Origin of the sequence: Brevibacillus sp. 7WMA2, from assembly GCF_010748895.1 — a bacterium.
GTDB classification, from domain to species: Bacteria; Bacillota; Bacilli; order Brevibacillales; family Brevibacillaceae; genus Brevibacillus_B; species Brevibacillus_B halotolerans.
This window is the reverse complement of record NZ_CP048799.1, coordinates 3606464-3624817: the sequence shown is the minus strand read 5'-3', so window position 1 is coordinate 3624817 and position 18354 is coordinate 3606464. Positions and strand designations below refer to the sequence as shown.

General features: G+C 41.9%; 14 protein-coding genes. 8 read left to right on the top strand and 6 right to left on the bottom strand.

The genetic code is table 11. The features are described 5' to 3' along the window. Positions 1-6 precede the first annotated feature (6 nt). A complete protein-coding gene (locus GOP56_RS15225; RefSeq protein WP_003342807.1) occupies positions 7-957 on the top strand; it encodes an aminopeptidase in 951 nt (316 codons plus the stop codon). A gap of 107 nt (positions 958-1064) precedes the next feature. Here the strand turns inward: GOP56_RS15225 and GOP56_RS15220 are convergent, their stop codons facing one another. Then, positions 1065-2393 (bottom strand): FAD-dependent oxidoreductase, encoded by a 1329-nt coding sequence (locus GOP56_RS15220; protein WP_096886408.1) that lies wholly within the window; start codon positions 2391-2393, stop codon positions 1065-1067. 478 nt (positions 2394-2871) lie between these two features. On the opposite strand from GOP56_RS15220, the gene GOP56_RS15215 reads away from it, so the two are divergent. The 3 genes from GOP56_RS15215 to rihC all read left to right on the top strand — a co-directional run bounded on the left by GOP56_RS15215 (position 2872) and on the right by rihC (position 5989). After that, positions 2872-4338 carry a flavocytochrome c gene (locus GOP56_RS15215; RefSeq protein WP_216842788.1) on the top strand — a complete coding sequence of 489 codons (1467 nt, stop codon included), beginning with the start codon at positions 2872-2874 and terminating at the stop codon, positions 4336-4338. A gap of 33 nt (positions 4339-4371) precedes the next feature. Next, positions 4372-4728, top strand: a complete 357-nt coding sequence (locus GOP56_RS23600) for an FMN-binding protein (RefSeq protein ID WP_003334141.1) — start codon at positions 4372-4374, stop codon at positions 4726-4728. 334 nt (positions 4729-5062) lie between these two features. Next, positions 5063-5989, top strand: coding sequence for a ribonucleoside hydrolase RihC (gene rihC / locus GOP56_RS15210; protein WP_163245972.1), 927 nt, complete (start codon positions 5063-5065; stop codon positions 5987-5989). Between the two features lie 86 nt (positions 5990-6075). Here the strand turns inward: rihC and GOP56_RS15205 are convergent, their stop codons facing one another. Continuing rightward, positions 6076-7506 (bottom strand): alanine/glycine:cation symporter family protein, encoded by a 1431-nt coding sequence (locus tag GOP56_RS15205; protein ID WP_101669332.1) that lies wholly within the window; start codon positions 7504-7506, stop codon positions 6076-6078. A gap of 238 nt (positions 7507-7744) precedes the next feature. Here GOP56_RS15205 and GOP56_RS15200 point away from each other — a divergent pair, with 238 nt between their 5' ends. Both GOP56_RS15200 and GOP56_RS15195 read left to right on the top strand, forming a co-directional pair. After that, the gene (locus GOP56_RS15200) at positions 7745-8545 is read left to right on the top strand and encodes a TatD family hydrolase (protein ID WP_163245971.1); all 801 of its coding nucleotides are present in this window, start codon (positions 7745-7747) and stop codon (positions 8543-8545) included. Between the two features lie 176 nt (positions 8546-8721). After that, the gene (locus GOP56_RS15195) at positions 8722-10392 is read left to right on the top strand and encodes a glutamine--tRNA ligase/YqeY domain fusion protein (protein ID WP_101669330.1); all 1671 of its coding nucleotides are present in this window, start codon (positions 8722-8724) and stop codon (positions 10390-10392) included. 89 nt (positions 10393-10481) lie between these two features. Here GOP56_RS15195 and GOP56_RS15190 read toward each other — a convergent pair whose 3' ends face one another. The 4 genes from GOP56_RS15190 to GOP56_RS15175 form a co-directional block, all read right to left on the bottom strand. Then, entirely contained in the window at positions 10482-11261 is a 780-nt protein-coding gene (locus GOP56_RS15190; protein ID WP_096886415.1) for a DUF2705 family protein, read from the bottom strand. A gap of 2 nt (positions 11262-11263) precedes the next feature. Further along, positions 11264-12178, bottom strand: coding sequence for an ABC transporter ATP-binding protein (locus GOP56_RS15185; protein ID WP_003342793.1), 915 nt, complete (start codon positions 12176-12178; stop codon positions 11264-11266). A 523-nt stretch (positions 12179-12701) separates the two neighbouring features. Then, on the bottom strand, positions 12702-13310 hold the full coding sequence (locus GOP56_RS15180; RefSeq protein WP_003334149.1) for an acetate uptake transporter: 609 nt from the start codon (positions 13308-13310) through the stop codon (positions 12702-12704). A 239-nt stretch (positions 13311-13549) separates the two neighbouring features. Further along, a complete protein-coding gene (locus tag GOP56_RS15175; protein WP_163245970.1) occupies positions 13550-14503 on the bottom strand; it encodes an Ig-like domain-containing protein in 954 nt (317 codons plus the stop codon). Positions 14504-15134: 631 nt separating this feature from the next. Here GOP56_RS15175 and GOP56_RS15170 point away from each other — a divergent pair. After that, positions 15135-16463: an exosporium glycoprotein BclB-related protein gene (locus GOP56_RS15170; protein WP_163245969.1), complete on the top strand. Its 1329-nt coding sequence runs from the start codon at positions 15135-15137 to the stop codon at positions 16461-16463. A 457-nt stretch (positions 16464-16920) separates the two neighbouring features. Next, entirely contained in the window at positions 16921-18174 is a 1254-nt protein-coding gene (locus tag GOP56_RS15165) for a cation:dicarboxylate symporter family transporter (RefSeq protein ID WP_003334152.1), read from the top strand. The last annotated feature ends 180 nt before the right edge of the window (positions 18175-18354 follow it).

Here is an 18354-nt window from a genome sequence, read left to right as displayed (position 1 = left end):
GTTCATATGCAACAATCTATCATTGAAATTAGTAAAAGTGTGCTACAAAGCTCGTTGGGCGTAAAAGCTGGTGAAACTCTTTTAGTTGTAACGGATGACTCCAAGAAAAACCTAGCGGAGGCTCTCTATGAGGCAGGCAGAGGTCTAGGAGCCCAAGCCTTACTTATGGTTATGCAGGAGCGTACCAAATCGGGGGAGGAGCCTCCTGAAGCCGTAGCGATCGCTATGACGAAGGCTGACGTAGTGATTGGGATTACCAAGCATTCGCTCACTCATACGCATGCCCGAAAAAATGCGGTAGCAGCAGGAGCTAGGGTGGCTACGATGCCAGGGATAACAGAGGATATGTTCATGGCAGGCGCTATTGCGGCCGATTATGCAAAAGTAAAAGAACTAACTGAAGAAGTAGCTAGCATGCTGACAGAAGCTAAGCAAGTAAGAATTGACAAAGCGGGTTATTCCCTAAGCTTTTCCATTGAGCAAAGAAAAGGGATTCCCAGTACCGGTGTGTATGTGAATCCCGGAGAATCGGGCAATCTGCCGTCCGGAGAAGCTTATATCGCTCCTTTAGAGGGAACAGCTACCGGGCAAATCCTTGTAGATGGTTCCATTGCTGGGATTGGAAAATTAACAGAACCTGTCTTGCTTACCATTGATAAAGGACGCATTGTCTCTGCAGAAGGCCCAAGCGGAAAACAGCTTTTGGAATTGCTGGGCGATGGAGATGGCCGATTATTAGCCGAGTTTGGAGTAGGGACGAATGATAAAGCTCGTATTACTGGGGTTGTTTTAGAGGATGAAAAGGTATACAGCACAATTCATGTAGCGTTTGGAAGCAACAATACCTTTGGGGGAGTCATCTCAGCAGGTGTACATATTGATTGTGTTGTAATGGAGCCAGACTTCTATTTAGATGAGCAGAAAGTAATGGAACAGGGAGCCTTGCTTGGCGTGTAGGTTAAAAAAGCATGAGAGAAAAAGAGCGTTAGCTAGGCTGACGCTCTTTTTGCTGATCACCTGGTTATTTGCAAAATAGGTGTACGAAGCTGTTGAATCTATTGTTTCTACATGGCTTGCAAGCCAGCCTGATTTAAGAAGTTCCAAGGCTTGTTGTAATGCGGTTGGAAGAAGAAATCGACAAAGGCAAGCTGGTCGATTGTCATATGATTTTGGATGCAGACAGATAAGGTATTCATGGATTGCGTTAAATCAGCCTTGGACATGATTTGGGCTCCGAGAATGCGGCGAGAAGTCTCTTCAAAGACTACTTTTAGTAAGACCTTTTCATGCTCTGGCATGAATTCTGGTCGATAGCTGTCTTCGATTGTGACAGTTTTCACATTGATAGCCAAGTCTGAAGCTGCCCCTTCTGTTACTCCAGTAGAAGCGATGTTATAATCATAGATTTTAATCCCGGATGTTCCCTGTGTGCCCATATAAGCCATGGTAGGGGCTACTAGATTCTTAGCAACGAGTGTACCCATACGTACAGCGTTTGTGGCTAGGGGAATATAGGTGTGTTGCCCGGTAGGATTGTAGCGAATCGCACAACTGTCTCCAGCAGCATACACATCCGTTTTGCTAGTTTGCATGTATTCATTTACGATAATGGCTCCGTTACTCAACATATCGACTTGTCCTGCAAGCAAGCCTGTATTGGGACGAAAGCCAATGCATAGAATCACCAAGTCAGCCTCGTATTCGCCTTTTGTGGTGATGACCTTTGTCACTTTACCGTCCATGCCTTCAAATTTCGTAACAGTTTGACCTAGAGCAAGTGTGACACCATGATCCAGTAGTTCTTTTTCGGTAACTTGAGTAAATTCTTCATCAAGATAACGGTTTAGAATCCGATCAGCACTATCAATGAGAGTCACCTGCTTGCCATTCATTTCAAAGGCCTCGACTAATTCAATCCCAATGTATCCGGCCCCAACGACGACTACATTTTTAGCTGTTTTTGCCTTTTCAATAATGGTATTGGAGTGGTTAAAATTCTTGGACAGTACGATATTGTCTAGCTCAATTCCTGCTAAGTTAGGCATGATTGGCCAAGAACCAGTAGTAACGATTAATTTATCATAGGAATCTATGATCTCTTCATTTGTATTTAAATTGCGAACGACCAATGTTTTTTGATCGGTATCTATTGAGATCACATCGTGGCGCATATTGGTAACCACGCCAAGCTCAGCTAATTTCTCTGGGGAAGAGTAGAACAAGCCTTGCGGGTCTTTCACTACACCACCTACATACAAGGCAATACCGCAAGAAAGAAAGGAGATATTATCATTTCGTTCATAAACGGTAATGTGAGCATCTGGATATAACTTAGCAGCAGTAACAATAGCGGCAGTTCCGGCATGTGTGCATCCAATAACAGCAATTCTCATAGCTAGTCCTCCAAGCAGTTAGGATTTATGTGCAAGTCTGTTATTCCTCTTTTTACGATAAACACTGTTGTAATAGTGTTTATGCTGTTTATTATAGGGGCGTATTAGTAAAGATGACAGTGAACGTTTTGTGAATGTTATCACATTCACAATCGTTGCTTTTTTCACTATGCACGTTCTGCTATAAATAGGGTAAGAACCGCATACATACAAGAATAAAAGTAGATAAAGTTCTTTTGAATCCAGATGAGGCACTTGTCTGATTATGACAGAAAATACCTTACATTTGAAAAAAACGAGATAAGAAGGGTGCATGGATGGACTTAGAAAAATATGGTGTGAAATTATTCACATACATTAGAACATCTACTGTTTATACTACCATCGAAGGATAACGTTATTGCTTTCATATAAAAAAGAGAAGAAAAAGGTACTGAATATCCATTTATCAAGTAGTAGAAAAAAGGGAGGATTCAACATGAAGAAATGGATGTCTCTTATGATGGCTGCATTTTTGGCAGTTCCCGTGCTGTCTGGATGCGGTAGTACAACGACTCCGGGTGCAACGGAAGGCAAGGCTACAACCGAGACAGCAACTCCTCAGGATGAAAGTACGGATATCGTAGTAATTGGTGCAGGCGGTGCAGGTCTATCAGCCGCGGTAGAAGCCACAAATGCTGGTGCCAAGGTAATCGTACTGGAAAAAATGCCGATGGTCGGAGGTAACACAACTCGCGCTACTGGAGGATTAAATGCAGCGGGAACGGAAGCACAAAAGAAAAAAGGAATTGAAGACAGCCAAGAGCTGTTTTACCAAGATACAATGAAGGGCGGATACAATAAGAATAACCCTGAGCTAGTAAAAATTCTGACTACGCAAGCGAAAGATTCTGTGGTTTGGCTAGAATCATTGGGGGCTGATTTATCTGACGTTGGCCGTGCGGGTGGAGCAAGTGTAAGCCGTATTCATCGTCCGACTGGCGGAGCGGCTGTAGGCTCTAATGTTATATCTACTTTAAAGAATAAAGTAAAAGAACAAAATATTGATGTCCGTGTCAAAAATAAAGCGGTCGCAATTATCAAAGATCAACAGGGCAAAGTTACTGGTGTAAAAGCCGAGAATAAAGATGGTAAGGCTTACACGATTAATGCAAAGGTGGTCATTTTAGCTACAGGTGGTTTTTCAGCTAATCAGGAGATGGTTATTTCCTATAAACCAGAGCTAAAAGGCTTTGCGACAACCAACCATCCAGGAGCATTGGGTGAAGGGATTACGTTGGGCGAAAGCGTTGGTGCCAATTTAGTTGATATGGCTGAAATCCAAACCCACCCAACAGTTGTTCCTGAAAAAGGTGTGATGGTAACAGAAGCTGTTCGCGGAAATGGAGCTATTCTAATCAATAAAGACGGGAAACGTTTCATCAACGAGCTATTAACTCGTGACGTAGTGTCTAAAGGTATTTTGGATCAAAAAGATGGTGTTGCTTACCTGTTCTTTGATGACGGATTAAGAAAAGGTCTAAAAGCGGTAGAAGAGTACTTCAACATGCAGCTAGTAACAGAAGCTGATTCTGTCGAAGAGCTGGCTGGTAAAATCGGTGTAGATAAAGACGCTATGATGAAAAGCGTAAAAACATATAATGATGCGGTAGCAGCGAAACAAGATAAGGAGTTTAAGCGTGATGACCTACCTCTTCAATTAAACCAAGGAAAGGTTTATGCCATTCAAGTAACTCCTGCGGTTCATCACACTATGGGTGGCCTACAAATCAACACCAATGCAGAAGTCATGAATAAAGAAGGCCAAATCATTAAGGGTCTTTATGCAGCTGGAGAAGTTACAGGTGGCGTACATGGTGGTAACCGCCTAGGTGGTAATGCTATGGCTGATATCGTAACATTTGGTCGCATTGCAGGACAAAATGCAGCAAAGGCCGCGAAGTAATCTTGAAAGCAAGAAATTGAGGAGAGAATGATTATGAAAAAACTATTTTATCTAGTAGCTATGCTAGCGATGGCGGCGATGGTGCTTGTTGGCTGTGGAGCGACAGCTGATACCGGTAAATTTAAGGACGGTTCATATGAAGGTGTGGCCCGCGGTGCTAGTAGCGATATTAAAGTGTCTGTAGAAGTGAAGGCAGGCAAAATCGATGGTATTAAGATCCTAGAGCATGAGGAAACCCAAAATCTGATTGAAGCTGTTATGGAGAACACGATCCCCGAGATCATCGAAAAACAAGGCACAGAGGGTGTAGAGGCTATCTCTGGTGCATCTAAATCTAGTAGTGCTGTAAAAGAGGCAGTTAATCAAGCCTTGGAAAAAGCGAAAAAGTAACATAGAAAGACAAAAGATAAGAGAAGGATTAGACCAGTAGCGGTAGCCGGTATGAACTAGTGAGTTATCAGATCAGCACGATTGACCTTATCTGTTCGGAGCATTATTACATTTCGTTACTTAAATAAGAGTTTTTTTGGAGTAAAACTCTTACAAAGAATATAGAAGGATGTAAGGCCGTTCCTGTAGGGAGCGGCTTTTCTTTATGAAAATATAACTCTCGCAGTGCTGGTCTAGTCGTATCTTTTTTCTCTTGTAATTGACGAACTAGCTAGCCCATCCTTACAATAAGATGCGTAAACGGTTACATAATGGATAAGAAAGGACGATCGAGATGGAACCAATACACCACATTATCATTGATACCGATCCGGGAATAGACGATGCAGTAGCAATTGCAGCAGCTCTGTTTCATGATCAGATAGATGTGAAATTAATCACCACAGTTGCTGGCAATGTGTCATGCGATAAGACTACCAATAATGCCTTAAAGCTCCTCGAATTCTTTCACAGTGATGTACCGGTTGCACAAGGGGCAATCAAGCCTCTATTACGGACACTAGAGGACTCTAGTCATATCCATGGCAACTCTGGGCTAGATGGATATGATTTTCCTCATCCAAAGAAGGAGACCCTTGGTATTCACGCTATTGAGGCAATGCGTGAAACCATTTTGAGCAGTAAGGAACCTATTACGTTAGTTCCTATTGGTCCGTTAACCAACATTGCTCTCCTATTATCTGTTTATCCAGAATGTAAGCAAAATATCAAAAGAATTGTGTTCATGGGTGGTTCAGCTTCACGCGGCAATCATTCTCCTGCGGCAGAGTTTAATATGTTTGTTGACCCGGAAGCAACGAAGATAGTATTACAGTCGGGGCTTGATATTACAATGTGTGGTTTGGATGTAACAAGCCTAGCTACTTTAACGAAGGAAAACGTAGAAGCTTTAAAAGAGATGAATCGAACAGGTGAAATGCTCTATGGGTTATTTCAGCATTATCGCGGCGGTAGCTTAGCGACTGGCTTACATATGCATGATCTCTGCGCTATTGCGTATATAGTAAAGCCAGAGCTTTTTGTCACAAAGGGATGCTTTGTAGATGTAGAAGTTAATGGGAGCTATACGGCTGGAGCGACTATCGTTGATCTGAAGAGCTATTATCAACAGCAAGCGAATGCAAAAGTATGCTTGGAGATTCGAGTAGAGGAATTCCGTCAGTGGTTTATGGAAATATTTACTAATCCGAGTGTTTTGTAAGAAGATAAATAAGTAAAAAGAAGAGGACACTACTGCCTGTAGTATCCTCTTCTTGTGTATATTCTCATGTTTTTCCATTCTTATTGCTAGGAGACCTCTTTTACTTTATTAGGATCACGTTCCCAGCATTCTGTATTAACTAGTCCTGGGATAGAATCAGAATAAAAGACTGGGTCTTGGCCTGCTTTTCGCTGTTGAACATAATCGGTCAGAGCAGCAAATGCATATTTTCCAAGTAGGAAAATAGCAATCAGGTTAAGGAGTGCCATCATCCCCATAAATAAATCAGCTAATGTCCAGACGATATCGTTTTGTGCCAAGGATCCAAACATGACCATTCCGATAACGCAAAGTCGATAGAGAAGCACCCACGTGCGAGATTCACTGCGAATAAAATCGATGTTAGTCTCACCATAATAGTAGTTACCAACAATGGAACTATACGCAAAAAAGAAAACAATTATGGCAACAAAGTAAACAGCCCAATAGCCGAGCTGAGTGCTTAGCGCCGCTTGTGTCAATTCAATTCCACCCATACCACTATCCACATAAATGCCAGATGTAAGAATAATAAACGCAGTTGCACTACATACCAATAAAGTATCTACATATACTCCCAGCGTTTGTAACAAGCCTTGTTTAACAGGATGTGTAATATCAGCAGTGGCTGCTGCATTAGGAGCACTACCCATCCCAGCTTCGTTAGAGAATAGTCCACGCTTGATTCCCATGCTAAGAGCCATACCAATACCGCCACCAAATGCTTCTTGCAGACCAAACGCATGACTTACTATGCTCATAAAGACAGCAGGAATTTGCTGATAATTCATAAGCATTACAAATAAGGCAATGCCAATATAAAGAGTTGCCATGATCGGTACAATCCATTTTGAGATAGCCGCTACGCGTTTTACTCCACCAAATACAACAATAGCAGTAAGGATACATAAAATGATACCCGTCGTTACTTTATCTACCCCGAAGGCCGTTTGCATAGCTGCCGTAATGGTATTGGCCTGTACGGCATTAAAGACAAACCCGAAGCAAAGCGTAATTAGAACAGCGAAGGTAATACCCATCCAGCGCTGATTTAAAGCTTTCTCCATGTAATAAGCAGGACCGCCTCTAAATCCATGCTTATCATGTACTTTATAAATCTGCGCCAGTGTGCATTCTACGAAGCTTGAAGCCGCTCCGACTGTAGCCAGCATCCACATCCAGAAGACTGCTCCAGGCCCACCAACTGCGATGGCAATAGCTACCCCAGCTAAATTTCCCGTTCCCACACGGGAGGCAGCACTCATACAAAAGGCTTGGAAAGAGGAAACCCCTTTTTTCTCCTGTGAATTACGATTAGCACCATCACCGAGCAGTCTAAACATTTCACCAATTAGGCGAATCTGCACAAATCTGGTACGAATCGTAAAATAAATTCCGACTGCAATGAGAATGAAAATGAGAATGTAAGTCCATAGGAAATCATTGCTAACAGATAATACTCTTTCTAATGATACCAAATGAAAGAGCCTCCTTTCTCCATAACCTTCCTAACATATTTTATCTATTTTAACATATATACACGTAAATAAAATTAGTAAAAGCTGATTATTTACTTTCGTGAAAAATTATGAATTATATATAAAAACTTAAAACGCTGTTGTTATAGGGTTTTTCCTACATATTTTTGTTTTAGCAGGAATGTGTAAAAAATTGCTACAATGAAAAAGATCAAGAGCCGATAAAGGAGGAATTCTCTTGCCAAATGGTTCCTATCCTATGATTGATGCGCATATACATGTAGATTCATATCATCCTGCTGATGCCCAGCGGATCATGGCTGAGTGTCAGTCATACGGGATTGAAAAGGTGATTTCTGTTTCTATGAATCTATCATCATGTCTTACAAATCGGGACTGGTTACAGCGATATCCCGGCCAGATTAACGTAGCATACGGTTTTCATCCTGAACAAAAATTGCCGGCGGAGGCAGAAATACAGCAATTGTTTGATTGGATTGACCAGCACCAAACGGAGATGGTAGCGATTGGGGAGGTAGGTTTGCCTTACTATACTCAATTAGAGGCCAGCAGGAATGAACAGGCATTTAACCAAGAGCCATATATTCACTTACTGGAGCGTTTTATTATGACAGCTAGTCGCTATGATAAACCGATTATCCTACACGCTGTTTATGAGGATGCCGAAATAGCTTGTGAGCTGCTCGAAAAACATAATGTGACGAAAGCGCACTTTCATTGGTTTAAAGGCAGTAAGGCTACTACTTTAAGAATGAGTAGGAGTGGCTACTATATTTCTGTTACACCAGATGTTGTCTATGAGGACGAGATCCAGCAACTGATTCTACAATATCCCTTGGAACAAATTATGATAGAGACAGATGGCCCATGGCCGTTTGAGGGGCTGTTTACGGGCCAGCTTACCCATCCCGCTATGATGAAGGAGAGCTGTCAAGCTATCGCCCGTTTAAAAGGTCTAGCAGTCGAGGAGACGGCTTCTATCCTGTATCAAAATACAAAGCGTTTTTACAAGTTATAAGATTCTTGTTTCTGTCATATCAATTGGGCAGAAGCAGGTGTAGTTTTTTCCTGTTTACGGCTAAACTAAAAAAGATTGGTTTATAAGCGAAGGTAGGTTGAACTAAAAAGTAGTAAACTGTATTATTTTACTTATACAAAATGGTACAAGGTACACGTTAACTTGGTGGAGAAAGGTTGATTTTAGTGGAAAACACTTCGGCATCATCAAATTTCATTCGTAACATAATTATTGATGATCTTGAATCAAAAAAAGTAGATGAGGTCGTGACAAGGTTTCCTCCAGAACCAAACGGCTACTTGCATATAGGACATGCCAAATCTATTTGCTTAAACTTTGAGTTGGCGAAAGAATTTAACGGAAAAGCATTTTTACGTTTTGATGACACGAATCCTACGAAAGAGGATCAGGAATATGTAGAGTCCATCAAGGAAGATGTAAAGTGGCTTGGTTTTGAGTGGAATGAGCTGTATTTTGCATCTAATTATTTCGAGGAAATGTATGAACGTGCGATATTGCTGATTAAAAAGGGGAAAGCGTATGTTTGTGATCTGTCCGCGGAGCAAATGAGAGAATATCGCGGTACCTTAACACAGCCAGGCAAGGAAAGCCCGTATCGCAATCGCAGCATCGAGGAGAATCTGGATTTGTTCGAGCGCATGCGTAAGGGTGAATTTGCGGATGGAGAAAAGGTGTTGCGCGCTAAGATTGACATGACTTCTCCGAACATGAACATGCGTGACCCGGTTCTTTATCGTATCTCGCACGCTACTCACCATAACACAGGTGATACCTGGTGCATTTACCCGATGTATGATTATGCTCATCCATTAGAGGATGCAATTGAAGGGGTTACGCACTCTATCTGTACTCTTGAGTTTGAAGACCATCGCCCTTTGTATGACTGGGTAGTCGCTGAGACAGAAATGAAGCATGTACCGCACCAATACGAATTTGCACGTTTGAATCTAACGCAAACAGTAATGAGCAAGCGTAAATTAAAACAGCTCGTGGATGAAAACATTGTGGATGGATGGGATGATCCGCGAATGCCAACCATCTCAGGGTTACGCCGCAGAGGATTTACTCCGGAATCTATCCGAACCTTTGCTAGAGAGATTGGTGTTGCTCGCAGCTACAGCGTAGTAGATTCTAAGATGCTGGATCATTTTATTCGTGAAGATTTAAAGCTAAAAGCACCACGCACAATGGGCGTAGTAAAACCGCTTAAAGTAGTAATTACTAACTATCCAGAGGGACAAGTGGAGTGGCTCGAAGCTGAAATTAATCCGGAAAACCCAGAGATGGGCTCTCGCTTGATTCCGTTTACGCGTGAAATTTATGTAGAGCAAGATGATTTCATGGAAAACCCACCAAATAAGTATTTCCGACTATTCCCGGGAAATGAAGTTCGACTCAAGCATGCTTATTTCATTAAATGCAACGAGGTCATTAAGGATGAGAACGGCAATGTTATAGAGCTTCACTGCACCTATGATCCTGAAACAAAGAGTGGCTCTGGTTTTACAGGACGCAAGGTAAAAGGGACACTTCATTGGGTAGATGCAACGCATGCTATTCCTGCTGAGTTCCGTCTCTATGAACCATTGATTTTAGATGAAGAGGAAGAAGAGGGCAAAACCTTCCTTGATTATATCAATCCGTCATCTTTAGAGATTCTACAAGGATTTGTAGAGCCGAACATGGCAGAGGCAAAACCTCAAGATAAATTCCAATTTTTCCGCCATGGGTACTTCAATGTTGATCCGAAGCACACAACCGCTGATAAGCTGGTATTTAACTTGATTGTGTCACTGAAAAGTTCATTTGACCCAACGAAAAAATAAGCAAGCCCGATCAAGATGATCAAAAAAAGCTGGTTCTTCCGTTCGAAGAGCCAGCTTTTTGTATCTTGTACGATTTATTTTTGAGAGGCTTATTGCACATCCCGTTTTTTGAAGATCAGGATTGATAAAAAAACCATCAGGGCAATATAAATAGCGATTATCATCAAGGAAAACCAGATGCCTAAATCGGGATAGGCAGGTACAGACAAGCGAGAGACCAACGGATTGTCAGAATACGCTTGTAAGTCCAGATGATTGAAAATCACAAACTTACCCCATACATATTTCTTGGTAAACATACTAACGATGGAACCGGAAAAGTATGCAATGATGGCTACACTAATCGCAAGTGCATTTGTCTTAAATATAGTTGCAGTGAAAAAAGATAGTGTAGCTAAAAAGAATAATGCTGGAATGTTGTAAAAATAGGCTTGTAGTAATGTTATGAAGTCCAAACCGGCCATTGATTCTGTTCCGAAAAAGACTACTCCTACCAAACTGCTAAATAGCATCAAAAATAAAGTAGCAGCAACTAACATGATAAGAACTGTCACATATTTAGAAAGTAAAATGGTTGTACGGCTGCTAGGACGAATCAATAGTTGTTTAATAGTGCCTTCTTTATATTCGTCCGTCAGGATTTGAGAACCTATAACTAGGCCAAATAGAGTAATTAAAAAGCCAAGACCAATTTGCATGAAGACCGAGAATCCAGCATAGCCAATGCCAGATGTCATGTCGGTTGCATAAAATTTACCTATAAGTCCTGCTAATAAAACAAGAACGGCCAGTAAGGAGAAGAATAGCACGGTTTGTCTTTTCGCATTGAGCTTCATGATTTCATTTTGTATGAGATGGAAAAATTTCATCGCTATTTACCTCCTTTTGTCAGGGCTAAGAAGCGATCTTCTAGCGACTTGGTTCTAATTTTAATCTGATAAATAGGGCAATTGCTCTCTACTAAGCGTTGTACAATTACCGGAATGTCCGATTTTTCAATCTGAAGCAGAAGAAGCTTGTCGCTCATTACTTCAACTGTCCAATCGTGTAAAACGTCTACTGCTTGCTGACTGCTTTCTACTTCAAATTCAACAGATAGTCCTTTAACCTCTGTTGCCTGATTGTTAACAATCATTTCTTCAATAAATCGACCTTCTTGGATTACAAGAGCCCGGTCACACATAAGCTCTACTTCAGAGAGTAGGTGACTGGAGACTAGAATGGCGATATTTTCACGTTTGGCTAACTCCCGCAGATAGTCGCGGAGCTGGCGAATCCCTGCTGGATCAAGGCCGTTTGTTGGTTCATCTAGAATCAAAATGGACGGATTGTGTAGCAGAGCTTGAGCAATTCCTAAGCGCTGGCGCATCCCTAGAGAATAGGTTTTTACCTTCTGATTGATAGCACCTGTCAGCTCTACAAGGTCAATAATTTGATGAATGCGTTCCTTCGATACTGGTTGAACAGCCATCCGGGCAAAGTGGATCATGTTCTGCATCCCGGTCATATAGCCATATAGTTCAGGGTTCTCCACAATAGCACCGACATGAGCCATTGCTTTTGACCGATCCTTTTTTATATTGTAACCTTCCACATATATTTCGCCTTCCGTAATGGAAGAGAGGCCAACAATCATGCGAATGGTGGTAGTTTTACCAGAACCATTGGGACCAAGAAAACCATATACCTCTCCACGTTGTACGGAGAACGTCAGGTCTCTAACAAGTGTTTTCCCCGCGACTCTTTTTGTCACGTTTTCTAATTTCACCACTGGTTGGTTAGACATTCAGTTTCCTCCCACATTTTTTAATAATCTTCTATTAGCAAAAGAAATAGACATAGAACATCCTTTTTTTGCTTTTACTAGACTATTATAGTTGAAAAACCTTTCATTGGACTTAACCTACTCTTAAACTTACCTTAAATAAGTGAATGTTACCATTTCAAAGGCGTTTTTATTATGTTTGATTTTATCTAAGAATTGTTAAAACCAGATTAAGGTTAGACGCAAAATTAGAAAAGTAAGGTGGAGTGTAGACGGCCACCAGAACATGCCCTCTAGATTAACAGGTGGAGTAGTTATTATCGGCAAGGGAGGATTACGGTGCTTCGTGTTCCCTCCTTTCCCAGGTAAAGGGGAGGTGTAACACGTGTAGGATTTCTCTTTTATTGGGCATGGGCGTATGGTAACGAAACGGTTGATATGTTTAATCAAGTCGCCTTTGAACGCTATCTAAAAGGGGACTTGCATGTAAAAAGCCGCCTACGCAGGTGCGCAAGCGGCTATATAGAACGAAGTAACCAGTTCTTTACTTTTTAAAGATGCCCATTGGTTTGCCGATTGGTAGGAATTCACGACCAAAATGTGCATTAAGTACACAAGCAGCAGAACCATAGAATGATGAGATAGAAATAAGTAGCTCTGATACTCCAGCAAGAGTATGCATTGGACCTTTAGCGATGCCAAGACTACTGAAAGTAAGTCCAATAAATAAGAAATCAATGAAAACAAAGATGATGAACAGGACTTTATTTGTTTCAGTGGCACCAATTGTCATGAATATGCTAAAGATGAGATATCCAAGGAAAGCAATCCCTAGATGTTTTCCATCTACCTTGGCAGCCATTTCCGCCCCGAAAACCCCCATCTGAATCATCCAAGATAATGCCATAGCAAACCAGAAAAAAGCAAAAGCACCGAAAGCCGTAGTACCAAAAATATTATTGCGTTTCGAATCATTGATGCAAGCAAATAACTGTGCAAATGCTCCTAAGAAAATAGCCCACGGTATAACCATGGATAGGCCTTCAGTGAAGCCAAGTTTTTGCATAGAAGCTACCAATGTTACCATCGCTAAACCAAACAAACCTAATGCCGATGGATCGCAGTTGGTAATCTTCACGGATTGAGTATTCATCCTAGTGTGTTTCCTCCCTATATCTTGCTACGAAAAAATACTTACTTATTCTAAGGCAAGGATAGGGGGATTTGCTATTGTAAATTCTAACAAATGTGTTACATTGCTATATTTGTTATATTCAAAAAACAACAAACGGCTTTTTTATTTGGAAAAGCTATGTTCCATATTAGGAATCAAACACAAAGAAAGCAGTCCTGTTGATTGTCAGGCCTGCTTTTTTAGATAAAGAAGATGGACTACTCCTCCGTGCATGTTTTACTAGTGCTGGATTCAAAACAACTGCAGAAATAGCTGGAATCGCTAGAATGACTGGAGTGACTGGAGTGACTGGAAGAACTGGAAGGACTAGAATGACTGGAACGACTGGAACGACTAGAAGAACTGGAACAGCTAGAAAAGCTAGAATGGCTGGAGGAGGACGATTGGGAATGTGAGCAGCTCGAAGAACTAGATTTGTGATGGTGGTCACAACATTTTGCCCTCACTAGAACAATGACTCGCACAATTGCTGTGGAATGGCAAATCGGATCTATTACCAAGACTGTAAAGATATCTTTTCCAGTAAAATTGTGTTTTGGTTTATAAGCGTATCGACCATCGATTAAAAGTTTAAGACTACCGTGTTTTGGAGAAGACAGAAGTTTAAATAAGAGAGTGTTTCGGCTTGGATTAGCAATTTTAATAAACGATTTAATTCCTTCGCCTTGACGAACGACGATTCCATTATTTGCCGCCTGTAGTGGGAGGCAGGCTCCTTGGAAAGGTATCGTTACTACATTGGACAGGACAGTAATAGGAATTCGGCGCCCTTTTGAAAAGACCAGTGTACCAGTCAATCTTGCTTGACTACTGATTTTGGCTGGTGATGGAACAGTGACTACACGGAATTGATAAGTAACACTTACGGATTTTACTCTTTCAGGAATGGTCCCAAGACTGATGCCAGTTACGGGTGAAGCACCGGGCTGAGGAAATCCATTTACAGTGACGCTATTTGGTACAAACACAGTCCCTGTAGGAGTTTCATTAAACAAAAAGGCGTTAGTTAAAATCCCCTTACTTTTTCTATTACGTATTCGAGCTGTGAATGTAATGATGCTCCCAACCGCGACAAATGAGGTATTAGCTGAGAGTTTAACAATAATTTTTTTGTCGGGATGATGGTCACAATCGCGTGATGAAATATTCACGGTAATTTGTTCACCTCCAGGATTATTAAAAAATGGGGTAGCCCGAGTTTTAAATGACGAATGTAGAGTAAAAAAGCCGGGCTACTCACATGAGGTAACCTGGTATTCTTATTAACTGGTTACCCATAATGCCTATCATCTTTTAAGAGGAAAAGGATGATATATACAGAGTGAAGCTAAGAATTACTCATGCGTAATTCTGGTAATTGGTGCGGGTGTATTAGGAATTACATGATAGGAACATGAAACCAAACTTGCTTTCCCTACATTTTTCAAAGAAAGAAAATATACTGTGTCAGATCACCTCTTTAGCCAGATGAAGTTTTCCGTAGCCATAGCTAAAGGGAGAACATAGGAGACAGGAGGAAGGTGTAGGGATGTAAACGCAAGTATGGTACCTCCTTTAACTAAGATAGTTATGTATATGTGTCGTTATGGTAGAAGGGTCACGATCAAACTTGGTTTGGGTTAAAAATGGTCATATGTAATAGGGATACTAGTCTAGTGATATCGTAAAAAGATGTTGTAATGCCTATTTTTTACAAGCAAATCAATGTTTTTAAAATTAATGATAACCGAGTCTTTGGGTTTTCCATAAGATATCACATATTGTTAAGGGAGGTGTGATTTTTTGCGATACGATAATCATGATGATTTACAAAAGATTAAAGACGGATTGATTGAATCGGAATTATTTGACTTTATGCGGCGAAATCCAACAGATAAATATAAAATGCATGGACATTGTACGTCCAGCTTTTCTAGATCTTCATGTACACATTTCACCACTTTTTGTCCGATAACAGGCCCAACAGGGGCAACGGGAGCCACGGGGGCAACGGGAGCCACGGGGGCAACGGGGGCAACGGGAGCCACGGGGGCAACGGGGGCAACGGGAGCGACAGGAGCCACGGGAGCGACAGGAGCCACGGGAGCGACAGGGGCAACGGGAGCCACGGGAGCCACGGGAGCCACGGGAGCCACGGGAGCCACGGGAGCCACGGGAGCCACGGGAGCCACGGGAGCCACGGGAGCCACGGGAGCCACGGGAGCAACAGGGGCAACGGGGGCAACGGGAGCGACAGGAGCCACGGGAGCGACAGGAGCCACGGGAGCAACAGGGGCAACAGGAGCCACGGGAGCGACAGGAGCCACGGGAGCAACAGGGGCAACGGGAGCGACAGGGGCCACAGGGGCCACAGGAGCGACAGGAGCCACGGGAGCGACAGGAGCCACGGGAGCCACGGGAGCGACAGGAGCGACGGGAGCGACAGGAGCAACGGGAGCCACAGGAGCGACAGGAGCGACAGGAGCCACGGGAGCGACAGGAGCCACGGGAGCCACAGGAGCGACGGGAGCGACAGGAGCAACAGGAGCCACGGGGGCAACAGGAGCCACGGGAGCGACAGGAGCCACCGGCCCAACAGGTCCAACCGGTGGAGGTTCAATCATTCCATTCGCATCCGGTATTCCTCTTGCATTATCTACGCTTGTCAGTGGCCTTGCTGGAACTATTGGATTAGTTGGTTTTGGTAGCTCTGGCCCAACAGTATTTGCCCTAGGAAGCACTATCGATTTGACTGGAGCAGCAGGTACGCTTCTCAACTTTGCCTATTCTGTACCACGTGACGGTATTATTACGTCCATCTCGGCGTTCTTTAGTACGGCAGTAGAAGTGTTTATATCTATTGCAGGTTCAGCAACTATCACAGCTCAGCTCTACAGTTCGCCTACTCCTAATAACATCTTTACCCCAATTCCAGGAGCAATTGTGACATTAACGCCTTCTCTTACAGGACTTGTCCCTATTGGTACGATAAGTAATGGCCTTACCACAGGATTAGCGATACCAGTAACAGCACAAACCCGTCTATTAATGGTGTTTTCTATCACTACTACTGGTTTAACAGCAGTCACTGCTGTCACAGGTTATGCAAGTGCAGGTGTGACTATCGCATAATTCAATATGAATGAAATATCCCTCGAAGCTTGAGGGATATTTTTTTGTTTCATAATAGGCAATTTTTTGTTAAATGGATGTACCCGGAATGAATGGGGAATAAATAATCCAAAGGTAATATAGCCCTATAAATCGCCAATCATCGCTTTTACTATACGGCATAGTGAACGATTTATTGTCAATTAAACTTGTTACATATTGGAACTGAATATGCGCTCAGTTGTGAAAATATATTGTCTACTCGCTAGAGGCTTGATAAGATAAGTAAGCGATCACTTTCAACAAAATTAAATAACAAGTACATTTATATTTATACGAATAATGATATACCCCCTGTTTTTATAGCTTTTTCACTTAGTGTAATCGAATATTTTCCCCAATGATCGTAGGTTACTTTTTCTCAATCACCGTACATTTTTTTTGTAAATATTTTAAGTTTTTTTAGCGAGGTGCTGGAATGAAAAAATATGGTTTAGCAGTGCAAATCCTTATTGGTCTTGTATTAGGTATTACAGTTGGTGCAATTTTTTATAATAATCCTGTTATAGAAGGTTATCTAAAGCCCATTGGGGATATTTTTCTTCACTTGATTAAAATGATCGTAGTCCCAATTGTAATTGCTAGCTTAATTGTCGGCGTAGCAGGTGTAGGCGACATAAAGAAACTGGGGAAAATTGGCGGTAAGACAATCTTGTATTTCGAGATTATTACTACGATTGCTATTGTCGTAGGTTTACTTGCAGCTAACGTCTTCAAGCCTGGTGTTGGGGTTAACATGGCTGAGTTGACTAAGACTGATATCAACAAATATGTTCAAACGGCAGATCAAGCCACTCATCATAGCTTTGTAGATACTTTTGTCAATATTGTACCGACAAATGTGTTTGAGGCTATTGGTAAAGGGGACATGCTGGCGATTATTTTCTTCTCTGTATTGTTTGGACTAGGTGTGGCAGCAATTGGAGAAAAAGGCAAACCAGTATTACAATTCTTCCAAGGTGTGGCAGACGCCATGTTCTGGGTAACGAATCAGATTATGAAATTTGCTCCGTTTGGTGTGTTCGCTTTAATTGGAATTACAGTATCTAAGTTTGGCTTACAATCTCTTGTTCCATTGGCCAAGCTCATGATTTTGGTATATGGAGCGATGTTCTTCTTTATTATCGTGGTGCTAGGTATTGTAGCTAGAATTAGTGGAATTCGCATCTTTACGATAATGAAAATCCTAAAAGATGAAATGCTACTAGCTTATACAACAGCTAGCTCAGAGACTGTATTGCCTAAGATTATGGAGAAGATGGAGAAATTCGGCTGTCCAAAGGCAATTACTTCCTTTGTGGTTCCGACTGGATATTCCTTCAATCTAGATGGCTCCACACTCTATCAGGCAATTGCAGCTATTTTCATCGCCCAAATGTACGGTATCGATCTATCTCTTTATCAACAGATTACACTAATGCTGGTTCTGATGGTAACATCTAAAGGGATTGCGGGTGTGCCAGGGGTATCCTTTGTTGTATTGCTTGCTACGCTGGGAACGGTAGGAATTCCGTTGGAGGGCTTAGCGTTTATTGCAGGGATTGACCGTTTGCTAGATATGGCACGAACTGTTGTTAACGTTATTGGGAATGCCTTAGCTGTTGTAGTTATTTCGAAATGGGAAAAAGAATATGATCCCGAAAAAGGAAAGCAGTATGTTGCTACTCTCTAACGGGATGAATTGAATAAGTGCAAAAAGGTTGTCGGCAGATGGTCGGCAACCTTTTGTTGTATGAATTGGTTCGCATGGCAGGGGGAATCAATTGCGCTACACAACGATTGCTAGGGTAAGGGCAGAGACTTGGCGATTTTTTACTTTTACTTTATGCTTAAGAAGTAAAAAAGCGGGGAG

Bases quoted from the DNA above. Each gene is read 5' to 3' on its own strand.
- GOP56_RS15225 (WP_003342807.1), top strand. From the start codon at position 7: ATGCAACAATCTATCATTGAAATTAGTAAAAGTGTGCTACAAAGCTCG.
- GOP56_RS15220 (WP_096886408.1), bottom strand. From the start codon at position 2,393: ATGAGAATTGCTGTTATTGGATGCACACATGCCGGAACTGCCGCTATT.
- GOP56_RS15215 (WP_216842788.1), top strand. From the start codon at position 2,872: ATGAAGAAATGGATGTCTCTTATGATGGCTGCATTTTTGGCAGTTCCC.
- GOP56_RS23600 (WP_003334141.1), top strand. From the start codon at position 4,372: ATGAAAAAACTATTTTATCTAGTAGCTATGCTAGCGATGGCGGCGATG.
- rihC (WP_163245972.1), top strand. From the start codon at position 5,063: ATGGAACCAATACACCACATTATCATTGATACCGATCCGGGAATAGAC.
- GOP56_RS15190 (WP_096886415.1), bottom strand. From the start codon at position 11,261: ATGAAATTTTTCCATCTCATACAAAATGAAATCATGAAGCTCAATGCG.
- GOP56_RS15185 (WP_003342793.1), bottom strand. From the start codon at position 12,178: ATGTCTAACCAACCAGTGGTGAAATTAGAAAACGTGACAAAAAGAGTC.
- GOP56_RS15180 (WP_003334149.1), bottom strand. From the start codon at position 13,310: ATGAATACTCAATCCGTGAAGATTACCAACTGCGATCCATCGGCATTA.
- GOP56_RS15165 (WP_003334152.1), top strand. From the start codon at position 16,921: ATGAAAAAATATGGTTTAGCAGTGCAAATCCTTATTGGTCTTGTATTA.